At 72.2% G+C, this 21858-nt stretch carries 19 protein-coding genes; 12 read left to right on the plus strand and 7 right to left on the minus strand.

From position 1 onward, the window contains the following. The first annotated feature begins 8 nt into the window (after positions 1–8). The 7 genes from ACWIYF_RS18655 to cysN all read left to right on the plus strand — a co-directional run bounded on the left by ACWIYF_RS18655 (position 9) and on the right by cysN (position 9069). Complete coding sequence (locus tag ACWIYF_RS18655; protein ID WP_448628768.1) at positions 9–1874, plus strand: multicopper oxidase family protein; 1866 nt, start codon at positions 9–11, stop codon at positions 1872–1874. Continuing rightward, positions 1871–2536: a hypothetical protein gene (locus tag ACWIYF_RS18660; protein ID WP_448624325.1), complete on the plus strand. Its 666-nt coding sequence runs from the start codon at positions 1871–1873 to the stop codon at positions 2534–2536. The genes ACWIYF_RS18655 and ACWIYF_RS18660 overlap by 4 nt, the downstream gene beginning before the upstream one ends. Positions 2537–2683: 147 nt before the next feature. Beyond that, positions 2684–4306, plus strand: a complete 1623-nt coding sequence (locus ACWIYF_RS18665; protein ID WP_448624326.1) for a fibronectin type III domain-containing protein — start codon at positions 2684–2686, stop codon at positions 4304–4306. 132 nt (positions 4307–4438) lie between these two features. Then, positions 4439–5395: a sulfite exporter TauE/SafE family protein gene (locus ACWIYF_RS18670; RefSeq protein WP_448624327.1), complete on the plus strand. Its 957-nt coding sequence runs from the start codon at positions 4439–4441 to the stop codon at positions 5393–5395. A gap of 52 nt (positions 5396–5447) precedes the next feature. Then, positions 5448–6251, plus strand: a complete 804-nt coding sequence (locus tag ACWIYF_RS18675; protein ID WP_448624328.1) for a 3'(2'),5'-bisphosphate nucleotidase CysQ — start codon at positions 5448–5450, stop codon at positions 6249–6251. Then, positions 6248–7153, plus strand: a complete 906-nt coding sequence (cysD, locus tag ACWIYF_RS18680; RefSeq protein ID WP_448624329.1) for a sulfate adenylyltransferase subunit CysD — start codon at positions 6248–6250, stop codon at positions 7151–7153. Before ACWIYF_RS18675 ends, cysD begins: the two co-directional genes overlap by 4 nt. Further along, the gene (cysN, locus tag ACWIYF_RS18685; protein WP_448624330.1) at positions 7153–9069 is read left to right on the plus strand and encodes a sulfate adenylyltransferase subunit CysN; all 1917 of its coding nucleotides are present in this window, start codon (positions 7153–7155) and stop codon (positions 9067–9069) included. The genes cysD and cysN overlap by 1 nt, the downstream gene beginning before the upstream one ends. A 16-nt stretch (positions 9070–9085) precedes the next feature. Here cysN and ACWIYF_RS18690 read toward each other — a convergent pair whose 3' ends face one another. Next, complete coding sequence (locus ACWIYF_RS18690) at positions 9086–9289, minus strand: hypothetical protein (RefSeq protein WP_448624331.1); 204 nt, start codon at positions 9287–9289, stop codon at positions 9086–9088. Positions 9290–9575: 286 nt separating this feature from the next. Here ACWIYF_RS18690 and ACWIYF_RS18695 point away from each other — a divergent pair, with 286 nt between their 5' ends. Beyond that, positions 9576–9836 carry a hypothetical protein gene (locus tag ACWIYF_RS18695; RefSeq protein ID WP_448624332.1) on the plus strand — a complete coding sequence of 87 codons (261 nt, stop codon included), beginning with the start codon at positions 9576–9578 and terminating at the stop codon, positions 9834–9836. Positions 9837–9848: 12 nt separating this feature from the next. On the opposite strand, the gene ACWIYF_RS18700 is transcribed toward ACWIYF_RS18695, so the two are convergent. Next, on the minus strand, positions 9849–10604 hold the full coding sequence (locus tag ACWIYF_RS18700; protein WP_448624333.1) for a helical backbone metal receptor: 756 nt from the start codon (positions 10602–10604) through the stop codon (positions 9849–9851). After that, the gene (gene icmF / locus ACWIYF_RS18705; RefSeq protein WP_448624334.1) at positions 10601–13843 is read right to left on the minus strand and encodes a fused isobutyryl-CoA mutase/GTPase IcmF; all 3243 of its coding nucleotides are present in this window, start codon (positions 13841–13843) and stop codon (positions 10601–10603) included. The genes ACWIYF_RS18700 and icmF overlap by 4 nt, the downstream gene beginning before the upstream one ends. Before the next feature lie 101 nt (positions 13844–13944). Between icmF and ACWIYF_RS18710 the strand changes: the two genes are divergently transcribed. Both ACWIYF_RS18710 and ACWIYF_RS18715 read left to right on the plus strand, forming a co-directional pair. Next, the gene (locus ACWIYF_RS18710) at positions 13945–14796 is read left to right on the plus strand and encodes a 3-hydroxybutyryl-CoA dehydrogenase (RefSeq protein ID WP_448624335.1); all 852 of its coding nucleotides are present in this window, start codon (positions 13945–13947) and stop codon (positions 14794–14796) included. Continuing rightward, positions 14796–15281, plus strand: coding sequence for a PaaI family thioesterase (locus ACWIYF_RS18715; RefSeq protein WP_448624336.1), 486 nt, complete (start codon positions 14796–14798; stop codon positions 15279–15281). Before ACWIYF_RS18710 ends, ACWIYF_RS18715 begins: the two co-directional genes overlap by 1 nt. Here the strand turns inward: ACWIYF_RS18715 and ACWIYF_RS18720 are convergent. The 3 genes from ACWIYF_RS18720 to ACWIYF_RS18730 all read right to left on the minus strand — a co-directional run bounded on the left by ACWIYF_RS18720 (position 15257) and on the right by ACWIYF_RS18730 (position 18034). Next, complete coding sequence (locus ACWIYF_RS18720) at positions 15257–16534, minus strand: acyl-CoA dehydrogenase family protein (RefSeq protein ID WP_448624337.1); 1278 nt, start codon at positions 16532–16534, stop codon at positions 15257–15259. The two genes, ACWIYF_RS18715 and ACWIYF_RS18720, sit on opposite strands and share 25 nt — an antisense overlap. A 52-nt stretch (positions 16535–16586) precedes the next feature. Beyond that, positions 16587–17330, minus strand: a complete 744-nt coding sequence (locus ACWIYF_RS18725; RefSeq protein ID WP_448624338.1) for an SDR family NAD(P)-dependent oxidoreductase — start codon at positions 17328–17330, stop codon at positions 16587–16589. A gap of 98 nt (positions 17331–17428) precedes the next feature. After that, complete coding sequence (locus ACWIYF_RS18730; protein ID WP_448624339.1) at positions 17429–18034, minus strand: TOPRIM nucleotidyl transferase/hydrolase domain-containing protein; 606 nt, start codon at positions 18032–18034, stop codon at positions 17429–17431. A gap of 93 nt (positions 18035–18127) precedes the next feature. Here ACWIYF_RS18730 and ACWIYF_RS18735 point away from each other — a divergent pair, with 93 nt between their 5' ends. Together ACWIYF_RS18735 and ACWIYF_RS18740 are read left to right on the plus strand one after the other, a co-directional pair. Next, on the plus strand, positions 18128–18514 hold the full coding sequence (locus tag ACWIYF_RS18735) for an ArsR/SmtB family transcription factor (RefSeq protein WP_448624340.1): 387 nt from the start codon (positions 18128–18130) through the stop codon (positions 18512–18514). Next, positions 18511–18987: an SRPBCC family protein gene (locus ACWIYF_RS18740; RefSeq protein ID WP_448624341.1), complete on the plus strand. Its 477-nt coding sequence runs from the start codon at positions 18511–18513 to the stop codon at positions 18985–18987. Before ACWIYF_RS18735 ends, ACWIYF_RS18740 begins: the two co-directional genes overlap by 4 nt. 8 nt (positions 18988–18995) lie before the next feature. Here the strand turns inward: ACWIYF_RS18740 and acnA are convergent, their stop codons facing one another. Next, a complete protein-coding gene (acnA, locus tag ACWIYF_RS18745; RefSeq protein ID WP_448624342.1) occupies positions 18996–21818 on the minus strand; it encodes an aconitate hydratase AcnA in 2823 nt (940 codons plus the stop codon). Between the last annotated feature and the right edge of the window lie 40 nt (positions 21819–21858).

Here is a 21858-nt window from a genome sequence, read left to right on the forward strand (position 1 = left end):
CGGCAGCAATGGCCCTTCCCCTGTCGGGGGTCCTGAAGGCGGCGACGGCGTCCCAGCTGCCGGCGAGCCAAATGCCCACGCCGTTCACGGCGAACTTCAAGGCGCCGTCCGTGCTGGAGCCGGTCAGGCGGGACGACATCCGCAGCAACGTCTACGGATATGTCCCCGCCGACTACGTCCCCGCGCCGGGCGATGACCACTTCCCGGGAGAGCCGATCACGGGCTCCGACTATCTCGGCACCGACTACTACCGGATCACCGAAGGCAACGTCCAGGTCCAGCTGATCCCGGGCATCTGGACGAAGATGTGGGGCTACAACCGCTCGGTCCCGGGCCCCACCATCCGGACCTACCTGCAGCCCGACCCGGACAACCCCGGCCAGAAGATCCCCCGCCGGACCGTCGTGCAGGTCATCAACGACCTGCCGAAGCGCCACCCGACGCTCGGCTACATCCCGTGGACGTCCCTGCACCTGCACGGCTCGCCGTCCAAGCCGCAGTACGACGGGTACGCCGCCGACCTGACCAACCCGGGCGAGTGGAAGAACTACCAGTACCCGAACAACGCCACCCCGCGGACCCTCTGGTACCACGACCACGGCGTCCACCACACCGCCGAGAACGTCTACATGGGCCTGGCCGCCCAGTACCACCTCGTGGACGAGGAGCTGGAGAAGGCGCTCGGTATCCCCAGGTGGGACCGGGACAAGGCCGCGGCGGGCAAGCCGCAGTACGAGTTCCCGCTCATCCTCGGCAACGTCTCGTTCACCGCCGAGGGCCAGCTGCTGTTCGACGACAGCAGCCAGTCAGGCGTCTACGGCGACGTGAACCTGGTCAACGGGGTGGCGTGGCCGAACATGAAGGTCGAGCCGCGCAAGTACCGGTTCCGGATCCTCAACGGCACCCTCGCGCGCGGCTACAAGCTCCGGTTCAGCAACAACATGTCGTTCAAGGTGATCGCGACCGACGGCGGCTTCATGCAGACCGCGCAGGAGGTCACCACCCTCACCATCGGCATGGCGGAACGCTACGAGATCATCGTGGACTTCGCGCCGCTGAAGGGCACCAAGGTCCAGTTGCTCAACGACGGCGTCGCCAACGCCGTGGACTTCGAGCACACCGGCAAGGTGATGCAGTTCGAGGTCGGCAAGGGTGTCACGAGCTTCGAGGGCAACCAGTGGCCCAGCGCCCTGGGCCCGGCGCACCCGGTCATGACGCTCAAGGCCGCCGACCGGACCGCGGTCCGCAGCATGCGGCTGCACCGGAGCAACAGCATGTGGAAGATCAACGACCTCACCTGGGACGACGTCGTCCAGTCCAAGTACGAGTACGTCTTCGCCAACCCCAAGCGCGACGACATCGAGATCTGGGACGTGACGAACGACTCGGGCGGCTGGTTCCACCCGCTGCACATCCACCTGATCGACTTCCGGGTGCTCACCCGCAACGGCGCGCCGCCGCGGCCCGAGGAGAAGGGCCCGAAGGACGTCGTCTACGTCGGCGAGAACGAGACCGTCCGCCTGCTCATGCGCTTCGAGCACGAGGAGGGGCGCTACATGATCCACTGCCACAACCTCTCGCACGAAGACCACGACATGATGTTCCAGTACCAGGTGGGCGATCACAGCATCGACTGCGACTCGATCAACAGCGCCCCGCCGCAGCCGCTGCCCGCCCCGGAGCTGACCGGGGAGCTGCCGGCAGACGTCCAGCCGGTCCCGCCGGCGGCAGCGCCCGTCGCTCCCGAGGGCACGAGCACCTCGACGTCGTCCGAGAGCACGAGCACCTCGACGACGGGCACCGGCACGACGAGCGAGCCGGTCACCCCGCCCGTGTCGGACACCACGACGACCACCTCCGGCGGTACGGCGTGACCGCGTCGGTGATCACCCCGGAGCGGACGCCGTCCGCTCCGGGGACCGAGGCAGGCGACGGCGCGGCCCTGTCCCGGTGGCTGCGGATCGGCGCGCTCGGCGCCGGGGCCGCGGGCGGTCTGCACGTCGCCGTGGCGGTCGACCACCTGGGCGCCGGGGAGCTGGCGGTCGGTTTCTTCCTGCTCACGGCGGCCGCCCAGCTCGGTCTGGCGGGCTGGCTGCTCATGACCAGCTGGACCGGCTTCCGGCCCGACCGCCGGCTGGTCACCCTCGCCCTGGTCGCCACCGTGGCGCTGATCGGCCTCTACCTCGTGGCCTACACGACCAGCCTGCTCGACGCCTTCGCGGTCACCGACGCCGCCGGTGGACACGGCAGCGCCCACGCCGCCTCCAACCACGACCCGGGGATCGATCCGGTCACCGGGGTCGACTACTCGACCGGCATCGCGGTCCGGTCCGGTCCGGTCGCCATGGCCGGCGAGGTCGCGCCGGTTCGGCACGCGCCAGGGCTCCTCGGCCCGGTGACCGTCGCCGCCGAGGCGCTCCTGATCGCCGCGCTCACCGCCCTCCAGCCGGCCAGGTGGCGGCGGTACACGGTCAACGGGCTGCTCGCCCTCGGTGGCCTCGCCTGGGCGCTGTGGTTCACCGGCGTCCTCGGCTAGCCGGACCGCGCCACCGACCCCACGGATCGGGCGGCCGCGCCACCCCCACGCGCGGCTGCCCCGCACCTCTCCCTGCGCACGACAGTCGTTCCAAGATCCGTCACTGCTTCGGTGACGGGGGCCGCACCAGCTGATACGGAGCATCCGATGCCATCCCACGCACGACGCCGGAGCTGGATCTCCGCGCGGTACCGCCGCCTCGTCGTCCTCCTCCTGGCCGCGACCCTGCTGCCGCTGGGCCTGGCGACGACGTCGAACGCGGCCACGGAGATCACCGTGACCAACCCCGGTGGGCTCACGGAGGCCGGCCCGGTGAACCCCGCGTACGGGTTCCCGGCGTGGTACCAGGACAACAAGGGCCTGCGGCTGGAGGCCTGCGTCGACCACCTGAACCCGCTCTGCGGCATCCCGGTGGCCGAGGTGCCCAACCCGAGCGCGCCCGTGTCGTTCCCCGCCAACTTCCCCGCCGAGTTCTTCTACCAGCTGGTCGAGGCCGACGTGACCCTGCGCGGCGGCGGTACGGCCACGCTGGTCCTCGGCCTGGAGGGCGCGTGGCTCAACGAGGCGGTCCGCGCCGGCGACCAGACCGTCTTCGCCCGCGTCCGTGTCGACGTCCGGAACGCCGCCCCCGGTACGACCTACAAGTTCAAGCACCCGTTCGGCGAGCTGACCGTCGACACCGACGGGGACGGCCGCGGCCGTTTCGTCGAGGACAAGACGCCGGCCCTGAACAACTTCGACACCCCGCTCGCCGGCAACCTCGGGCCGTTCCTGCGCTGGCGGCCCACCGTGCTGCCCAACCCGCCGGCCGGCTACGTCGGTGACCCGGCCGTGCCGCACCAGGTCACCGGCAGCCCGTTCAGCTACAACCGGTTCACCGCCTGGCAGGGCGACCTGCAGGAGGGCACCACCGACCTGTTCAGCATCTCCGGCAAGATCGCGACCAACACCGGCCTGACCGTCGACCGGGCCGCCGTCAACGGCGGCTTCCTGGACGTGTTCGCCACCAGCAAGGGCACGCAGCTCGAGGTGGCCGGTCAGGACGGGCGCTTCCCCACCACCCCGATGAAGAACGACCCCGGCAGCGACCGGTTCTACGCCCGCGTCCCGCTGCAGGCCGGCGCGGCCCTCCCCACGGAGGTCACCGTGCGCAACACCGGGGACAGCCCGGTCAGCTCGAAGACCTACAAGATCAGCGGCATCACGGTGAACCAGGCCACCTACGACGGCACGAACCTCACCGTGGCGGCCACGGCCGTCGCGCCGGCCAGCTACCCCCTCGAGGTCGTGGGCCTCAAGAACGCCGGTACCGCGGTGAAGCTGACCTCGGCCGCGCCGGTGAGCACCCCGGTGCTCGCCCCGCCGGCCACGGTGACGGTCAAGGACGCCGCCGGCACCACGGCCAGCCTGCCGGTGACCATCCTGGCCGGTCCGGCCACCCCGGGCGGCGGTTCCGGCGGCACCACGCCGGACCCGGCCTCGCTGCCCGGCGCCCCGACCGGTGTCCAGGCCACCGTCGAGGACGGGCAGACCAGCGTCACCTGGGTGGCACCTGCCAGCACCGGCACCTCGCCGCTGATCCGCTACCTGGTGACCGCGGTCGACCCGGCCGGCACGGTCTTCCGGGCCACGGCCACCCCGGACACCTTGAAGGCGGTGGTGACGGACCTGATCAACGGCACCCGGTACACGGTGCGGGTCCGCGCGGTGAACAGCTCCGGCACCGGACCGTCGTCCGCGCCGGTGACCGTCACCCCCGCGGCGCCGTAGCCGCACAGACCGACCGGTCCACCCCGTCACGGGGCGGACCGGACGGACCGAGGGCCCGCCATGACCCCCCGCATGGCGGGCCCTCGGCGCACCCGGACGCTGTAACGTCCCGGCGCGTTCCGAGGAGGGCGCGTGGACTGTTGCGATCCGGCGGTCGCGACCGCCGGCCTGTTCGTGGGCGTCGTCGTGGGGTTGACCGGCATGGGCGGCGGGGCGCTGATGACGCCCGTCCTCATCATGTTCTTCGGCGTCAACCCGCTGGCGGCGGTGTCCAGCGACGTCGTCGCCAGCTTCTTCATGAAGCCGATCGGCGGGCTCGTGCACCTGCGGCGGGGCACGGTGCACCTGGGACTGGTCCGCTGGCTGTGCGTGGGCTCGGTCCCCGGCGCCTTCTGCGGAGTGCTCCTGCTGCGCACGCTCGGCTCCGGGGAGCAGCTCACGGAGATCCTGCTGCTCGTGATCGGCGGCGTCCTCGTCCTGGCGTCGGCCGGCATGGTCGCCAAGGCCTACCTCCACCTGCTGCTCCGGCAGCGCCTGCGCCGGGCGGGCGGGCAGCCGGAGCCCGAGCAGGCGATCGCCACGGTGCCGGTGCGCCGGTTGGCCACCGTGCTGGTCGGCGCCGGTGGCGGGCTGGTGGTGGGCATGACCTCGGTCGGCGCCGGATCGCTGATGATCGTCGCGCTCCTGCTGCTCTACCCGAGGCTGAGGGCGGGACAGCTGGTCGGCACCGACCTGGTCCAGGCCGTGCCCCTGGTCGCGTCCGCCTCGGTGGGTCACCTCCTGTTCGGCGACTTCACGCTGGGCCTGACCGTGAGCGTCCTGGTCGGGGCGATCCCGGGGGTCTGGCTGGGCGCACGGCTCTCGTCCCGATCGCGCGGGGGTCTGGTCCGCAGGGCGCTCGCGGTCGTGCTGCTGGCGTCGGGGCTCAAGCTGCTCGGCGTCCCGACCGGCCTGGTGCTCGTCATCGTCGGCACGGCGGTGGTCGCCGGCACACTCGCCTGGGCGTGGCTGCGCGGCCGCCTCGGGGAACCGCCGCGCCCCTGGCAGCGCCGGCTCCGGGGTGGCCCCGCGCGCACCCGGCTCCGATGACCGGCGCACCGCGGCCTTCAGCATCCGCCGGGACTTCCGTACCTTCGGTCGCATGAGCGCCCGACCGGCGGCCGACGACGCGGCGTGCGTGCCCGCGCTCTCCGACGTGCAGGTGGCCGCCGCGCTCGCCCGCGACGCGGGGAGCCGGCTGCAGCACCTGCGCCGTGACCCGGCCGGCCTGACACCGGACGAGCTGAGGAAGCGGGGCGACGCCGAGGCGCAGGCCCTCCTCGCCGCGGGCCTGGCGGCGGCTCGCCCCGGGGACGCCGTGCTGTCGGAAGAGGCGGCCGACGACCGCGCCCGGCTCGAGGCGGCCCGGGTGTGGATCGTCGACCCGCTGGACGGCACCCGCGAGTTCTCCGAGGGTCGGGCCGACTGGGCCGTGCACGTCGCTCTGTGGGAGCGGGGCGACCTGGTCGCCGGCGCCGTCGCGCTGCCGGGGCTGGAGATGGTGCTCGCCTCGGACCCGCCGCCGGCGGTCCCGGAGCGTGACGAGCGCCGCCCTCTGCGCCTGGCGGTGAGCCGCAGTCGGCCGCCGGCCGTCGCCACGGCCGTGGCCCGGGCGCTGGGCGCCGACCTGGTCGAGATGGGCTCCGCCGGCTTCAAGGTGGCGGCGGTGATCCGGGGCGAGGTCGACCTGTACGTCCACGGCGGCGGGCAGTACGAGTGGGACTCCGCGGCTCCGGTCGCCGTCGCTCGGGCAGCCGGGCTGCACACCTCCCGGCTGGACGGGGCGCCGCTGCGTTACAACCAGGCCGACCCCTACCTGCCCGACCTCCTCGTCTGTCGGCCGGAGCTGGCGGATCGGGTCCTGACCGTTCTCGGCGACCAGCAGCAGGCCCGGGAGGAGTCGTGACCGGCACGCTCACGCACTTGCAGCGGCTGGAGGCCGAGAGCATCCACATCCTGCGGGAGGCGGTCGCCGAGAGCGAGCGCCCGGTGATGCTCTATTCCATCGGCAAGGACAGCTCGGTGATGCTGCACCTGGCGCGGAAGGCCTTCCACCCCTCTCCCCCGCCGTTCCCGCTGCTGCACGTGGACACCACGTGGAAGTTCCGCGAGATGTACGAGTTCCGGGACAAGACGGCGGCCCGGCTGGGCCTCGAGCTGCTGGTGCACCAGAACCCGGAGTGCCTCGAGCTCGGCATCAATCCGTTCACCCACGGGTCGGCCGTGCACACCGACATGTGGAAGACCCAGGGGCTCAAGCAGGCGCTGGACAAGTGGGGCTTCGACCTCGCGTTCGGCGGCGCCCGCCGGGACGAGGAGAAGTCCCGGGCGAAGGAGCGCATCTTCTCCGTCCGGACGGCGCAGCACCGCTGGGACCCGAAGCAGCAGCGCCCGGAGCTCTGGCGCACCTACAACGTGCGGCACGGCAACGGCCAGAACATCCGGGTGTTCCCGCTGTCGAACTGGACCGAGCTCGACGTCTGGCAGTACATCCTGCTCGAGCAGATCCCGATCGTGCCCCTGTACCTGGGGGCGCCCCGCCCGGTCGTCGAGCGGGACGGCGCGCTGATCATGGTCGACGACGACCGGATGCCGCTGTTCCCCGGCGAGGAGCCGCAGCTGCGCAGCGTCCGCTTCCGCACCCTGGGCTGCTACCCCCTCTCCGGCGCCGTGGAGAGCACCGCCGACACCCTGCCCGCGGTGATCCAGGAGATGCTGCTGACCACGACGTCGGAGCGGCAGGGCCGGGTGATCGACCACGACTCCAGCGGCTCGATGGAGAAGAAGAAGCAGGAGGGCTACTTCTGATGACAGCTGGGGGGGTGGGGGGAGACACCGCGCTGATCGCGGCGGACGTCGACGCGTACCTCCGCGCTCACCAGCACAAGAGCATGCTGCGGTTCATCACCTGCGGCAGCGTCGACGACGGCAAGTCCACGCTGATCGGCCGGCTGCTCTACGAGTCGCACCTGGTGTTCGAGGACCACCTGGCCGCGCTGGAGGCGGACTCGAAGAAGGTGGGCACCCAGGGCGGCGAGCTGGACTTCGCCCTGCTGGTCGACGGCCTGGCCGCCGAGCGCGAGCAGGGCATCACCATCGACGTCGCCTACCGGTTCTTCGCGACCGAGAAGCGCAAGTTCATCGTCGCCGACACCCCGGGTCACGAGCAGTACACCCGCAACATGGTGACCGGGGCGTCGACGGCCGAGGCGGCGGTGATCCTCATCGACGCGCGCAAGGGCGTGCTGACCCAGACCCGCCGGCACAGCTACCTCGTCTCGCTGCTCGGCATCCGGCAGGTCGTGGTCGCGGTCAACAAGCTCGACCTGGTCGACTACTCGCAGCGGGTCTTCGAGTCCATCGAGGCCGACTACCGCGCCTTCGCCGCCCAGCTCGGGCTGACCGACGTCGTCTGCATCCCGATGTCGGCCCTGCGCGGCGACAACATCACCGAGCCCAGCCCGCACACCCCCTGGTACCACGGGCCGACGCTCATCGGCTGTCTGGAGACCCTGCCGGTGGGCCGCTCCGCGCAGGACGGCCCGTTCCGGATGCCGGTGCAGTGGGTGAACCGGCCCCATCTCGACTTCCGCGGGTTCGCGGGGCTCGTCGTGGGCGGCCGGGTGGCGGTCGGCGACCGGGTGCGGGTGGTTCCGTCCGGTCAGGAGAGCACCGTCGCTCGGATCGTCACGATGGACGGCGACCTCGAGGAGGCGATCGCCGAACAGGCCGTGACCATCACGCTGACCGACGAGATCGACGTCAGCCGGGGCGATCTGCTCTGCGCCGCCGAGTCACCGGCCGCCGCCGCCGACCAGTTCGAGGCGCACGTCGTCTGGATGGCCGAGCAGGAGATGCTCCCCGGCCGCCCCTACCTGCTCAAGCTCGGCACGGCCACCGTGCCGGTCTCGATCGGGCGGCCGAAGTACCGCGTCGACGTCAACACGCTGGAGCACGCCGCGGCGCCCACCCTGGCGCTCAACGAGATCGGCGTCTGCAACCTCAACCTCGACCGGCCGATCCCCTTCGACCCCTACGCCGAGAACCGGGACACCGGCGGCTTCATCCTCATCGACCGGCTCACCGACGCCACCGTCGGCGCCGGGATGCTGCACTTCGCGCTGCGCCGCGCGCAGAACATCCACTGGCAGGCGCTGGACGTGAACAAGGAGGCGCACACCGCGCTCAAGGGCCACCGGCCCTGCGTGGTCTGGTTCACCGGCCTCTCCGGCGCCGGGAAGTCCTCCATCGCCAACCTGCTGGAGAAGCGGCTGCACGCCTTGGGCGTGCACACCACGCTGCTGGACGGCGACAACGTGCGGCACGGGCTGAACAAGGACCTCGGCTTCACCGCTGCCGACCGCGTCGAGAACATCCGCCGGGTCGCGGAGGTCGCCCGCCTGATGGTCGACGCCGGGCTGGTCGTGCTCGTGTCCTTCATCTCCCCGTTCCGTCTCGAGCGCCGCATGGCCCGCGATCTCGTCGGCCCGGGCGAGTTCTGCGAGGTCTTCGTCGACACCCCGCTGGCAGTGGCCGAGCAGCGCGACGTCAAGGGGCTCTACGGCAAGGCCCGCCGCGGGGAGCTGACGAACTTCACCGGCATCGACTCGCCGTACGAGCCGCCCGAGCACCCGGAGATCCGGATCGACACCACGACGACGACGCAGGAGCAGGCGGCGGAGGAGATCGTGGCCCGGCTGCGCGCGATGAACGTCCTGCCCTGACCGCCGTGTCCGCGGGTCAGGCCTCCTCGGGGGCGATCAACCAGGCCCGGGCCGATTCGTAGTCCTCCGCGACGCCGAGGACCCGGTAGCCGGTGCCGGTCTGCTCGAGCAGTAGCCATGCGTCGTCGAACGCCTCGACGACCGTGTCGTCGCACCGGTCCGGCAGCCCCTGGGGAAAGCGGGCCGAGCGGATCTCGCGGCGCGAGATGGGCGGGGTCACGGGACGCCGGCCCCGACGCGCCGCGGGCAGGCGAGCATCCTCTCGTCAGACAGACCGTCCATCGGGAGTCCTCACGCCGGGGCGAGAACCGATTCTGTCCCGGATCTCACGCTCGGTCACCCAACGACCGGACGCCCAGGACGGTTCGGCGACCCGGCCACGCCCGGACCCCCAGTTGTGGGCGCGTGCCATCCCCCGCATCAGGTCTGCTTTCTGTCGTACCCGAGGGCCACGCTGTGCCTGTCCGGATCTCACCGGCGGATCAGGGGAGAAGGGCGAGGACGAGATGAGGACCTACGACCCCGCGGACGGCATCCTCTACGTCCACCTGGCGCAGGACGTCGACGCTCCGGCAGCCCCGCCACAGCCCCGCGACGAGTGCACCCGGTTGCCCGCCGACTACGCGAACGCGTCCCTGCGGCCCAGGCTCGGCGACTCCCCCACGACCGGCGCCCGTCCCGCACTCGTCCTCCTGCCTGGAGGCGCGGCGGCCGCCGACCGCCCGGCCGCCGCCCCCGCCGCGCCGGCGCTGCGCCTGGCCCGGTAGCGGCAGGGCGCCTCAGCCGCCGCGGATCTGCCGCAGCAGGTCGGTCCGGGCGGTCGCCAGCGACGGGCCGTACCAGGTCAGCTGCCGGCCGGAGACCAGGACGGTGCGCTGGCCGGGGAACGCCTCCGGACCGTCCTCGGCGGTGAAGACGTAGGGCTCGTCCGGGAGCAGCACCAGGTCGGCCCCCGCCCCCTGCAGTCTCTCGAGCTCCACCCGCGGATAGCGCTCCTCCCCCGAGCCGAAGACGTTGACCAGGCCGAGCCGGGTCAGCAGGTCGCCGGTGAACGTGCGGGCGCCGACCACCATCCAGGGATCCCGCCAGATGGGGACGGCGACCCGCAGCTCCGGCCGCGGCGCCGGCCGGCTCCACTCGGCGGACGCGGTCGCCAGCCAGCCGGGTTCGCCGACGTCGAGGACGTCGGCGAACAGCCGCCGCATCGATCGCAGCGCCTCGTCCACGGACTCGATGACGGTCACCCAGACCGGCACGCCGGCGGCCCGCAGCCGCTCGACGTCCAGGCGCCGGTTCTCCTCGCGGTTGGCCACCACGAGGTCCGGGCGGAGGTCGAGGATCGCCGTCCGGTCGGGGTTCTTCGTGCCCCGGACCCGGACGACGTCCAGCCCGGCCGGGTGGGTGCACCAGTCGGTCGCGCCCACCAGCCGCTCGGGCACCGTGACCGCGAGCGCCTCGGTCAGCGACGGCACGAGTGACACGATTCGCCGCGGCGGGCCCCCGAGGACGACCGGGTGGCCGAGGTCGTCGATCACACGTTGCGGCGGTACTGGCCCCCGACCTCGAAGAACGCGTCGGAGATCTGTCCCAGCGAACAGACCCGGACGGCGTTCATCAGCTCGGCGAAGACGTTCCCGCCCTCCATCGCGACCGCCTGCAGGCGGGCCAGCGCGGCGGGCGCCTCGTCCGCGTGCCGGGCGTGGAAGTCGGCGAGCCGGTCGAGCTGGGACTGCTTCTCCGCCTCGGTCGCGCGGGCCAGCTCCACCGTCCGCGGCTCCTCGTCCTGGTCCGGGGCGAGGAAGGTGTTGACGCCGACGATGGGCAGGCTGCCGTCGTGCTTGCGGTGCTCGTAGAGCATCGACTCGTCCTGGATGCGGCCGCGCTGGTAGCCGGTCTCCATCGCACCGAGGACGCCGCCCCGCTCGGCGATGCGGTCGAACTCGGCCAGCACCGCCTCCTCCACCAGGTCGGTGAGCTCCTCGATGACGAACGAGCCCTGCAGCGGGTTCTCGTTGCCCGCCAGGCCCCACTCCTTGTCGATGATCATCTGGATGGCCAGCGCCCGGCGCACGGACTGGGCGCTGGGCGTGGTCACCGCCTCGTCGTAGGCGTTGGTGTGCAGGCTGTTGGCGTTGTCGTAGATCGCGCAGAGGGCCTGCAGCGTCGTCCGGATGTCGTTGAAGTCCATCTCCTGGGCGTGCAGCGACCGGCCCGACGTCTGCACGTGGTACTTCAGCTTCTGCGACCGCTCCCCCGCCCCGTACTTCTCCTTCATCGCCACGGCCCAGATGCGCCGGGCCACCCGGCCGATCACCGAGTACTCGGCGTCCATGCCGTTGGAGAAGAAGAAGGACAGGTTGGGCGCGAAGTCGTCGATGTCCATGCCGCGGGCCAGGTAGGACTCGACGTAGGTGAAGCCGTTGGCCAGCGTGAACGCCAGCTGGCTGATCGGGTTCGCCCCGGCCTCGGCGATGTGGTAGCCGGAGATGGAGACCGAGTAGAAGTTGCGCACCTGGTGGTCGATGAACCACTGCTGGATGTCGCCCATGGCCCGCAGCGCGAACTCGGTGGAGAAGATGCAGGTGTTCTGGCCCTGGTCCTCCTTGAGGATGTCGGCCTGCACCGTGCCGCGGACGTTGGCCAGCACCCAGGCGCGGATCTCCTCGGCCTCGGCCGCGTCGGGCTCCCGGCCCTCCTCCGCGCGGAAGGCGTCGAGGCGCTGGTCGATCGCGGTGTTGAGGAACATCGCGAGGATCGCCGGCGCCGGGCCGTTGATGGTCATCGACACCGAGGTGGTCGGCGAGCAGAGGTCGAAGCCCGAGTAGAGGACCTTCATGTCGTCGAGCGTCGCGATGGACACACCCGAGGTGCCGACCTTGCCGTAGATGTCCGGCCGCAGGTCCGGGTTGCGGCCGTAGAGCGTCACCGAGTCGAACGCCGTCGACAGGCGGGTGGCCTCGCCGCCGGCGGAGAGCAGCTTGAAGCGGCGGTTGGTGCGGAAGGCGTCGCCCTCGCCGGCGAACATCCGCGCCGGCGCCTCGCCCTCCCGCTTGAACGGGAACACCCCGGCGGTGAACGGGAAGAAGCCCGGCAGGTTCTCCCGGCGCAGGAACCGCAGCAGGTCGCCCTCGTCGCGGGTGCGCGGCAGCGCCACCCGGCGGACCTTGTTGCCCGAGAGGGTCTCGCGGGTCAGCGGGGTGCGGATCTCCTTGTCCCGCACCCGGTAGACGTACTCGTCGCCGGAGTAGTCCTCGACCCGGGCCGGCCAGGACTCCAGCAGCTCGCGCACCTCGGGCAGCAGCTCGCCGTGCGCCTGCGCCTCGAGCTCGCGCACGCGGGCGGCCGCCGGCTCGTCCCCCAGCAGCCCGGCCGCGGTGCGCAGCGACTGCCGCCGGTGCACGACGTCGGCCTGCGCCTCCGTCGTCCGGTGGTAGCCGCGGACGGCATCGGAGATCTCCGCCAGGTACCGCGACCGCGCCGACGGGACGACGCTGGTGAGGCCCGAGGAGGCGCGGACGTCGACCCGCGGCAGCACGCCCGCCCCGGCCGGCAGCCCCTTGGCCACCAGCAGGTCCTTGAGCTGCTGGTAGAGCGCGGTGACGCCGTCGTCGTTGAACCGCGCGGCGCTGGTGCCGAACACCGGCATCCGGTCCCACGGGACGCCGAACTCCTGCCGGTTGCGGACCAGCTGGCGGGCGACGTCGCGGCGGGCGTCCTCGGCCCCACGGCGCTCGTACTTGTTGATCGCCACGACGTCGGCGAAGTCGAGCATGTCGATCTTCTCCAGCTGCGACGCGGCACCGAACTCCGGCGTCATGACGTAGAGCGCCACGTCCGAGAACGGCACGATGCCGGCGTCGCCCTGGCCGATGCCCGGGGTCTCGACGACCACCAGGTCGAAGCCGGCGGCCTTGACCGCGCAGAGGATGTCGTCGAGGTGCTCGGGCACCTGCGCACCGGCGGTGCGGGTGGCCAGCGAGCGGAAGAACGTCCGGGCGCGGTCGCCGGTCTCCAGCGCGTTCATCCGGATCCGGTCGCCCAGCAGCGCGCCGCCGCCGCGGCGCCGGGTCGGGTCGATCGCCAGGACGGCGACCCGCAGCTTGTCCTCCTGGTCCAGCCGCAGTCGCCGCAGCAGCTCGTCGGTCAATGACGACTTGCCCGAGCCGCCGGTCCCGGTGATGCCCAGCACGGGCACGGTGCGCCCGGCGGCCGCCTCCCGCAGCCGCGCCGCCAGCTCCGGCGAGCGCCCCGACTCCAGCACGGTGAGCGCCCGGGCCAGCGCGGCGGGGTCGCCGGCGAGCAGCGCCTCGACGTCGGGCTGCGCCTGCGTGAGGTCCGCGTCGCACTCCCGGATCAGCTGGTTGATCATCCCGGGCAGGCCGAGCCGCTGGCCGTCCTCCGGCGAGAAGATGGTGACGCCGCGCTCGCGCAACAGCGCGATCTCCTCGGGGACGATGACGCCCCCGCCGCCGCCGAACACCTTCACGTGGCCGGCACCGGCCGCGGCGAGCCGGTCCACCAGGTAGCTGAAGTACTCGACGTGCCCGCCCTGGTACGAGGAGATCGCGACGCCCTGGACGTCCTCCTCGATCGCCGCGCGCACCATCGTGTCGACGCCCCGGTCGTGGCCGAGGTGGATGACCTCGGCGCCCTGCGCCTGCAGCAGCCGCCGCATCACGTTGATCGCGGCGTCGTGCCCGTCGAACAGGCTGGCCGCGGTGACGAACCGGACCGGGTGGACGGGGACGTGCAGGTCGGACGGCGCGCCGGTCATGCCACTCCCTGGCGGAGAACTAGTAGGACGTCCATGTAAGTTACGGGAGAACTGCTAGGACGTCCAACTACCCGGCTGGGCGGCGCAGAGAGAGGAACGGCATGGACCGGATCGCGGTCATCGGCGGGGGCACCATGGGCGCGGGCATCGCGGAGGTGTGCGCCCGGGCCGGCTCGGCGGTCGTCGTCGTCGAGGCCGATCCGGACGGCGTGGACCGCTGCCGGTCGCGGATCGAGACCTCGCTGCAGCGCGCCGTCCGCGCGGACCGGCTCACCGCGGTCGAGGCCGAGGCGGCGCTGGCCCGCATCGACGTGGCCACCGAGCTCGAGGCCGCGGCGGCGGCCGACATGGTCATCGAGGCGGTTCCCGAGGTCGAGTCGCTCAAGCTCGACCTGTTCCGCCGGCTCGACGCCATCCTCGGGCCGGACGCGATCCTGGCCTCGAACACCTCCTCCATCCCGCTGGTGAAGATGGCCAGCGTCACCGGCCGGGCCGACCGGGTCGTGGGCGTGCACTTCTTCAACCCCGCCCCGGTCCTGCCGCTGGTGGAGATCGTGGCCAGCCTGCTGACCTCGGACGAGACGCTGCTCGCGGTCACGGACTTCGCCGAGAAGCGGCTGGGCAAGACGACGATCCGCTCCCAGGACCGGGCCGGCTTCATCGTCAACGCGCTGCTGATCCCCTATCTCCTCTCCGCCATCCGGATGCTGGAGTCCGGGTTCGCCAGCGCGCAGGACATCGACGCCGGCATGGTCCAGGGCTGCGCGCACCCGCAGGGCCCGCTCGCGCTGGCCGACCTGATCGGCCTGGACACCACCGCCGCCGTGGCGCAGTCGATGTACGAGGAGTTCAAGGAGCCGCTCTACGCGCCGCCCCCGCTGCTGCTGCGGATGGTCGACGCCGGCCTGCTGGGCCGCAAGACCGGGCGCGGCTTCTTCCCCTACGCCCGCTGATGGACGACGACGTCCTGAGCATCCAGGAGCGGCTCTACCCCGAGCTCACCTGCTTCGGCTGCGGTCAGAAGAACGCGTCAGGGCTCCGGCTGCGCAGCTACCCGGCGGCGGACGGCGTGACCGCCACCTTCACGCCGTGGCCGGAGCACGACAACGGCCTCGGCTACCTCAACGGCGGGATCATCTCCACGCTGCTCGACTGCCACAGCGCCGCCGCCGTCGTCCTCGAGGCGCACCGGCGCGGCTGGGTGAGCACCGCGGACGCCGCGCTGCCCTACGTCACCGCCGGGCTCGACGTCCGCTTCCTCCGGCCGACCCCGCTGACCGAGCCGCTGCACCTCGTCGCGACCGTCACCGAGGCGCGGGAGGACGAGATGGCCGCCGCCGTCGAGATCGTCTGGGACGGCAAGCCCCGGGCCGGGGCGGTGGCGCACTGGAAGCGCTGGCGTCCCCGCCCGGGTCAGGGGGCCGGCGGCGCCCCGTAGAGCTCCCGCGCCCGGCGCTCCTGCTCGTGGCGGATGTAGGACGGGAACATCGCGGGCTCCGGCTCGAACTCCTTGAGCACCTCGCGGGCCACGACCGTCTTGTGCACCTCGGTCGGGCCGTCGGCGAGGCCGACGTGGAAGGAGTTGATGACCCACTCCGCGAACGGCATCTCGTGGGAGAGGCCCAAGGAGCCGTGCAGGTGCAGCGCGGTGGCGGCGATGTCGTGCAGCACCGTGGGCATGGTCGCCTTGACCGCCGAGACGTTCTTGCGGATCGCCTTCCAGTCGTGGCCCTGGTCGGCCAGCCAGGCTGTCTCGAGGACGAGCAACCGGAACTGGCGCAGCTGGATCCAGCCGTCGGCGATCTTCTCCTGGACCATCTGCAGATCGGCCAGGCGCCGGCCCTTGGTGGTGCGGGACAGCACCCGCTCGCAGGTCATCTCGAACGCGCGGGTGGCCTGGGCCAGGGTGCGCATCGCGTGGTGCATGCGGCCGCCGCCGAGCCGGGTCTGCGCGACGGCGAAGGCCTCGCCGCGCCCGCCGAGCATGTTCTCGGCCGGCACGCGGACGTCGGTCAGCCGCAGGTGCGCGTGGGTGTCCTCGGGCTCGCCGTAGAAGCCGTAGTTGCGGACGATCTCGATGCCCGGGGTGTCGGTCGGGATGATGAACATCGACGCCCGCCGGTAGGGGTTCGGCGCCTCCGGGTCGGTGACCACCATCATGATGTAGAACGCCGCCGTCTCGGCCTCCGAGGCGAACCACTTCTCGCCGTTGATCACCCACGTGTCGCCGTCGAGGACGGCGGAGGTCCGGAACCCGAGCGGGTCGGCGCCGCCCTGCGGCTCGGTCATCGAGAAGCAGGAGACGACCTCGTTGGCCAGCAGCGGCTCGAGGTACTTCTTCTTCTGCTCGGGCGTGCCGAAGTGCGCCAGGATCTCGGAGTTGCCCGTGTCGGGTGCCTGGGCGCCGAAGACGATCGGCCCGAACCGCGACATCCCGAACTTCTCGTTCATCAGCGCGAGCTTGAGCTGGCCGTACCCCTTGCCGCCCAGCTCGGGACCGAGGTGGCAGGCCCAGAGGCCGCGCGCCCTGACCTCCGCCTGCAGCGGCCGGACCAGCCGCACGAACTCCGGGTCGTGGATGTTCCACTGGCTGCCCAGGAGGAAGTCCAGCGGCTGGACCTTCTCCCGGACGAAGGTGTCGATCCAGTCCAGTTCCCGCTGGAACCCGGGATCGGTCTCGAAGCTCCACATCGCGGTCAGCCTCTCTGCTGGGGACGGGTGGACGCCGTCGGCGGGGTCGTGGTCAGCGCCAGCCGCCGTCGAGGCGGAGCAGGGCGCCGGTGGCGTAGGAGGAGGCCGAGGTCGCGAAGAACAGCGCCGCGCCGACGATCTCGCCGGCCTCGCCGCAGCGGCCCAGCGCGACCGTCTGCTCCATCTCCTCGCGCATGCCCTCCGGCCAGTGGGTGGCGATGTCGGTGAGGAAGGGGCCGGCCTGGATGGTGTTCACCCGGACCTTGGGGCCGTAGGCCTGCGCGAAGCCCTCGGTGAGCACGTGCAGGCCCGCCTTGGCGGCGGCGTACGGGAGCGCGAGGCCGCGCGGCCGGATCGCCTCGATGGAGCCGATGTTGATGATCGAGCCGCCGTCCCCCTCGGCCATCCGGGCCCCGATGACGGCGGTGAGCCGGAACGGCCCGCGCAGGTTGACCCCGATGACCTTGTCGAACAGCTCCTGGCCGACCTCGGCGAGGCTCGGGTAGTGCGGGGACAGCCCGGCGTTGTTGATCAGGACGTCGACGCGGCCGAACTCGCCGTAGACGGTCTCGATGAGCTCGTCGCACTGCTCCCAGGAGCTGACGTTGACCGCCACGGGCAGCGCCGTGGCGCCGTACGCCTGCCGGGCCTCCTCGGCCACCGCCTGGCAGTTCGCCAGTTTCCGGCTGGCGATCACGACCCGGGCCCCCTGCTCGGCGAAGGCCAGCACCATCTCCCGGCCCATGCCCCGGCTGCCGCCGGTGACGACGACGACCTTGTCCTTCAGTTCGTCCATGCCGCGCTCCTCGACTCCGGTGGCGGTGCTGGGGCGTGCCTCACCTTGCCAGCATCGAGGAGCCGGGCCGGACGGGTGTCGTCGGCCCGGGGACACCCCTACGACGACGTTGCCGCCAGGAGCCGCTCGAGCGGGCGGGGCACGCGGTCGGGCTCGACGGCGAGGGTGAGGGCCCGGGCGTACGTGGCCTTGCGACCGCTCGTGGTGCCCAGGAAGCGGTGCAACTGCCGCTCGATGCCCCGTGCCCGCTGCGCCGGCTGGATCTGGAAGCGGCGGAACCGCTCCAGGTCTCCCTCGGTCGCGAGCACGCCCAGGGCGGCCTCGACGCCGAGTGCGCGGATGAGCTCGTCCTCGAGGTCCGTGACGCAGACGAAGAACCCGAGCGACTCCATGGCGGAGCGGGTCAGGCCTTCGCCGAAGCCCGCCTGCTGCAGACCGCGACGGAAGTACCCCTCCTCGGCCTCGTCGCAGAGCCCTCGCACGGGAACGGCCGGCCCCTGGGATCGGAGCACCCGCAGGTACCGGGCGGCGCCCATCGCACCGCCCATCGCCACCACGGCCACGCCCTCCGCGGTCAGGTCTCGGCGCTGCCGCGCAGCGAGAGCCGCCACCGCCGCCTGGTCGCTGACGCCTTCGACCAGCACGACCATGCGCACCTTCCTGCTGGGCAGTCCCTCGGTCACCGGACTCGGCAGGACGCGCACGGCGGGAGTCTCGCAGCACGCCCGCGCGCGGTCATCCCGGTTCCGCCAGGCCGCTCTTGACCGCGCGGCTTCGTTCGTCCACGCTTACCGTTCGTGGGCGCTTACGGAGCGGACGAGGCGTGGAGCGCGCTCGGCGACCCGACCCGGCGGGCGATCGTCGCCTGCCTGGCCGAACGGCCGCGGGCCGTCGGCGAGCTGGCCGACGCGCTGCCCATCAGCCGCCCGGCGGTCTCCCAGGCGCTCGCCGTCCTGAAGGCCGCGGGCCTCGTCACCGATCGCGCGGCGGGGACCCGCCGCATCTACCGGCTCGACCCCGCTGGGGTGGCCGCCTTGCGCGACCAGCTCGACACCTACTGGAACAGGGCGCTGGCCGGCTACCAGGACGCCGTCGCTTCCCCCGACGCCGCCGACCCCGACGACGCACCGGGCGCCGGCGGGGAGCACGACGTTCCCGGAGCACCAGGACAGGAGAGGCCATGACCCAGGCAGCCACCGCCGCCGTGCGCAAGCAGATCGTCGTCGCCGCGTCCCAGCAGCGGGCGTTCGAGGTGTTCACCGCGGGCTTCGGGGACTTCAAGCCGCGCGAGCACAACATCATGTCCTCCCCGATCGCGCGGACGGTGTTCGAGCCGCGGGTCGGCGGGCACATCGTCGACATCGCCGAGGACGGCAGCGAGTGCCGCTGGGCGCGGATCCTGGCCTACGAGCCGCACGACCGGGTCGTGTTCAGCTGGGACATCGGACCGGACTGGCAGCTGGTGGCCGACCCGGAGAACGCCAGCGAGGTGGAGGTCCGGTTCATCGCGGAGTCCGCGGACCGCACCCGGGTGGAGCTCGAGCACCGCCACCTCGACCGGCACGGCCCGGGCTGGGAGGCCGTTCGCGCGGGCGTCGACGACGAGGCGGGCTGGCCGCTGTACCTGGACCGCTACGCCGCCCTGTTCGGCCGCTGACGTGCCGCTCAGGGGGCCGGGCTCTCCGGCTGCGTTCCGAGCAGGTCCCGCACGACGAAGCGCATGATCCCGCCGTGCCGGTAGTAGTCGGCCTCCCGCGCGGTGTCCAGGCGGACCCGGGCGCGGAAGGGACGCCCGTCGGCGAGCACGGTCACGGTGGCCGGTCCCCCTCGCCGGGCCACCGCCTCGGCCAGCCCGTGGACGTCGAAGACCTCGGTGCCGGTGAGCCCGAGGGTGTCCGCGTTCTCGCCGTCGAGGAACTGCAGCGGCAGCACCCCCATGCCGACCAGGTTCGACCGGTGGATACGCTCGAAGGACTCGGCGAGGACCGCGCCCACGCCCAGCAGGGCGGGGCCCTTGGCGGCCCAGTCCCGGGACGAGCCGCTGCCGTACTCCTTGCCGGCCAGCACCAGCAGCGGGACGTGGGGCTCGCGGTAGGCCAGCGCGGCGTCGTAGACGGAGGTGACCTCGCCTGTGAACAGGTTCTGCGTCCAGCCGCCGACTGTGCCCGGCACCAGCTGGTTGCGCAGCCGGACGTTGGCGAAGCAACCGCGCATCATCACCTCGTGGTTGCCCCGACGGGAGGCGTAGGTGTTCAGCTCGAACCGGGGCACCCCGAGGCCGGTCAGGTACTGCCCCGCGGGAGTGTGCGGCGGGATCGCCCCGGCCGGGGAGATGTGGTCGGTGGTCACCGAGTCGCCCAGCTTGACCAGCACCCGCGCACCGGTGAGGTCCCGCACCTGGGTCGGCTCGGGCGACATGCCGTCCAGGTAGGGCGGGCGGCGCATGTACGTGGAGCCGGCGTCCCAGGCGAAGGTCTCCCCCACCGGCGCGTCCAGCCCCCGCCACCGGTCGTCGCCGGAGAACACGTCGGCGTAGGCGCGGGTGAACATGTCCGCGTCCAGGGTGGCCTCGATGACCTCCTGGACCTCCCGCGAGCTGGGCCAGACGTCCCGCAGGTACACCGGCCGCCCGTCCGAGCCGGAGCCGAGCGGTTCGGTCATCAGGTCGACGTCCATGGTGCCGGTCAGGGCATAGGCGATGACCAGCGGTGGTGAGGCCAGGTAGTTCATCCGCACGTCGGGGTTGATCCGCCCGTCGAAGTTCCGGTTGCCCGACAGCACGGAGACCACGTTCAGGTCGTGCTCGTTCACCGCGGCCGACACCTCCTCGATGAGCGGGCCCGACGCGCCGATGCAGGTCATGCAGCCGTAGCCGGCCAGGTGGAAGCCGAGCTGCTCGAGGTAGGGCGTGAGTCCGGCGTCGTCGAAGTAGTCGGTGACGGTCCGCGAGCCCGGCGACAGGCTGGTCTTCACCCAGGGCTTGCTGCGCAGCCCTCGTTCGACGGCCTTCTTCGCCAGCAGGCCGGCGGCGACCATCACCGAGGGGTTGGAGGTGTTCGTGCAGGAGGTGATGGCGGCGATGGCGACGCTGCCGTGGCGCAGCTCCTCGCGACCGCCGGCGAGGGTGGCCGGCACGGGCCGGTTCGCCGTGGACGACGGCGGGGCCGGCTCGGCGACGGTCGCAGGCGCCGCCGGGGTCTCGCTGTCGACGGCCGGCGGGTCGCTCGCGGGGAACGACTCCTGGGACGCCTCGTCCACCCAGGAGGCGGGCACCGCCGCGCCGGCGTCCAGCGCCAGCGCCGCGCCGAGCGCCGACCGGAACGCGGTCTTCGCCGCGTCGAGGGGCACTCGCTGCTGGGGCCGGCTCGGGCCGGCCAGCGACGGCACCACGCCGGCCAGGTCCAGCTCCAGGAGCTCGGTGTAGCGGGGCACGACCGCGGGATCGTGCCAGAGTCCCTGCTCCTTGGCGTAGGCCTCCACCAGGTCCACCCGCTCCGCCGGCCGGCCGGTGAAGCGCAGGTACCGCAGGGTCTCCTCGTCGATCGGCCAGAACGCGCAGGTGGAGCCGAACTCCGGGCTCATGTTCGAGATGGTCACGCGGTCGGCGAGCGAGGTCTGCGCGACCCCGGGGCCGTAGAACTCGACGAATTTGCCGACCACGCCGTGGGCACGGAGCATCTCGGTGATCGTCAGCACGAGGTCGGTGGCCGTCGCGCCCTCGGGGAGCGCCCCGTGCAGGCGGACCCCGACGACCGGGGGCAGCAGCATCGACAGCGACTGGCCGAGCATCGCCGCCTCGGCCTCGATGCCGCCGATGCCCCAGCCGAGCACGCCCAGCCCGTTGACCATCGTGGTGTGCGAGTCGGTGCCCAGGCACACGTCGGGGAACGCCCAGCCGTCGTCGTCCATGACGACCCGGGCCAGGTACTCGACGTTGACCTGGTGCATGATCCCGGTGCCCGGCGGGACGACGGCGAAGTTGCGCAGCGTCGACTGCCCCCAGCGCAGGAACCGGTAGCGCTCGCTGTTGCGGGCGTACTCGATCTCGACGTTGTGGGCGAAGGCGTCCGCCCTGCCGAAGACGTCGGCGATCACGGAGTGGTCGACGACGAGCTCCGACGGGATGACCGGGTTGATCAGCTCGGCGCGGCCGCGCAGCGCGGAGGCGGCGTCGCGCATGGCGGCCAGGTCGACCAGCGTCGGGACGCCGTTGGTGTCGTGCAGGAAGATCCGCGACGGGCTCAGGTCGACGGCCGCACCCGCGGCTCCGTCCAGCCCCCAGGCCAGCAGCGCCTGCACCTGCTCGGCGGTGACCCGCACGCCGTCCTCGTGGCGCAGCAGGTTCTCCAGCACGATCTTGAGGCTGATCGGCAGCCCCGCCGGGGCGATGTCGCCGAGCCGGTGGATCGCGAAGCGCCGCTCCCCCACCGCGAGCTCCCCTGCGGTGCCGAAGCTGTTGCGCTCGACGACGGCGCCGTGCGTGCTCACCGGACTTCTTCCCCCTCGGACGTGACGTGCGGCCAGCAGC

It is taken from the genome of Geodermatophilus sp. URMC 64 (assembly GCF_053502555.1).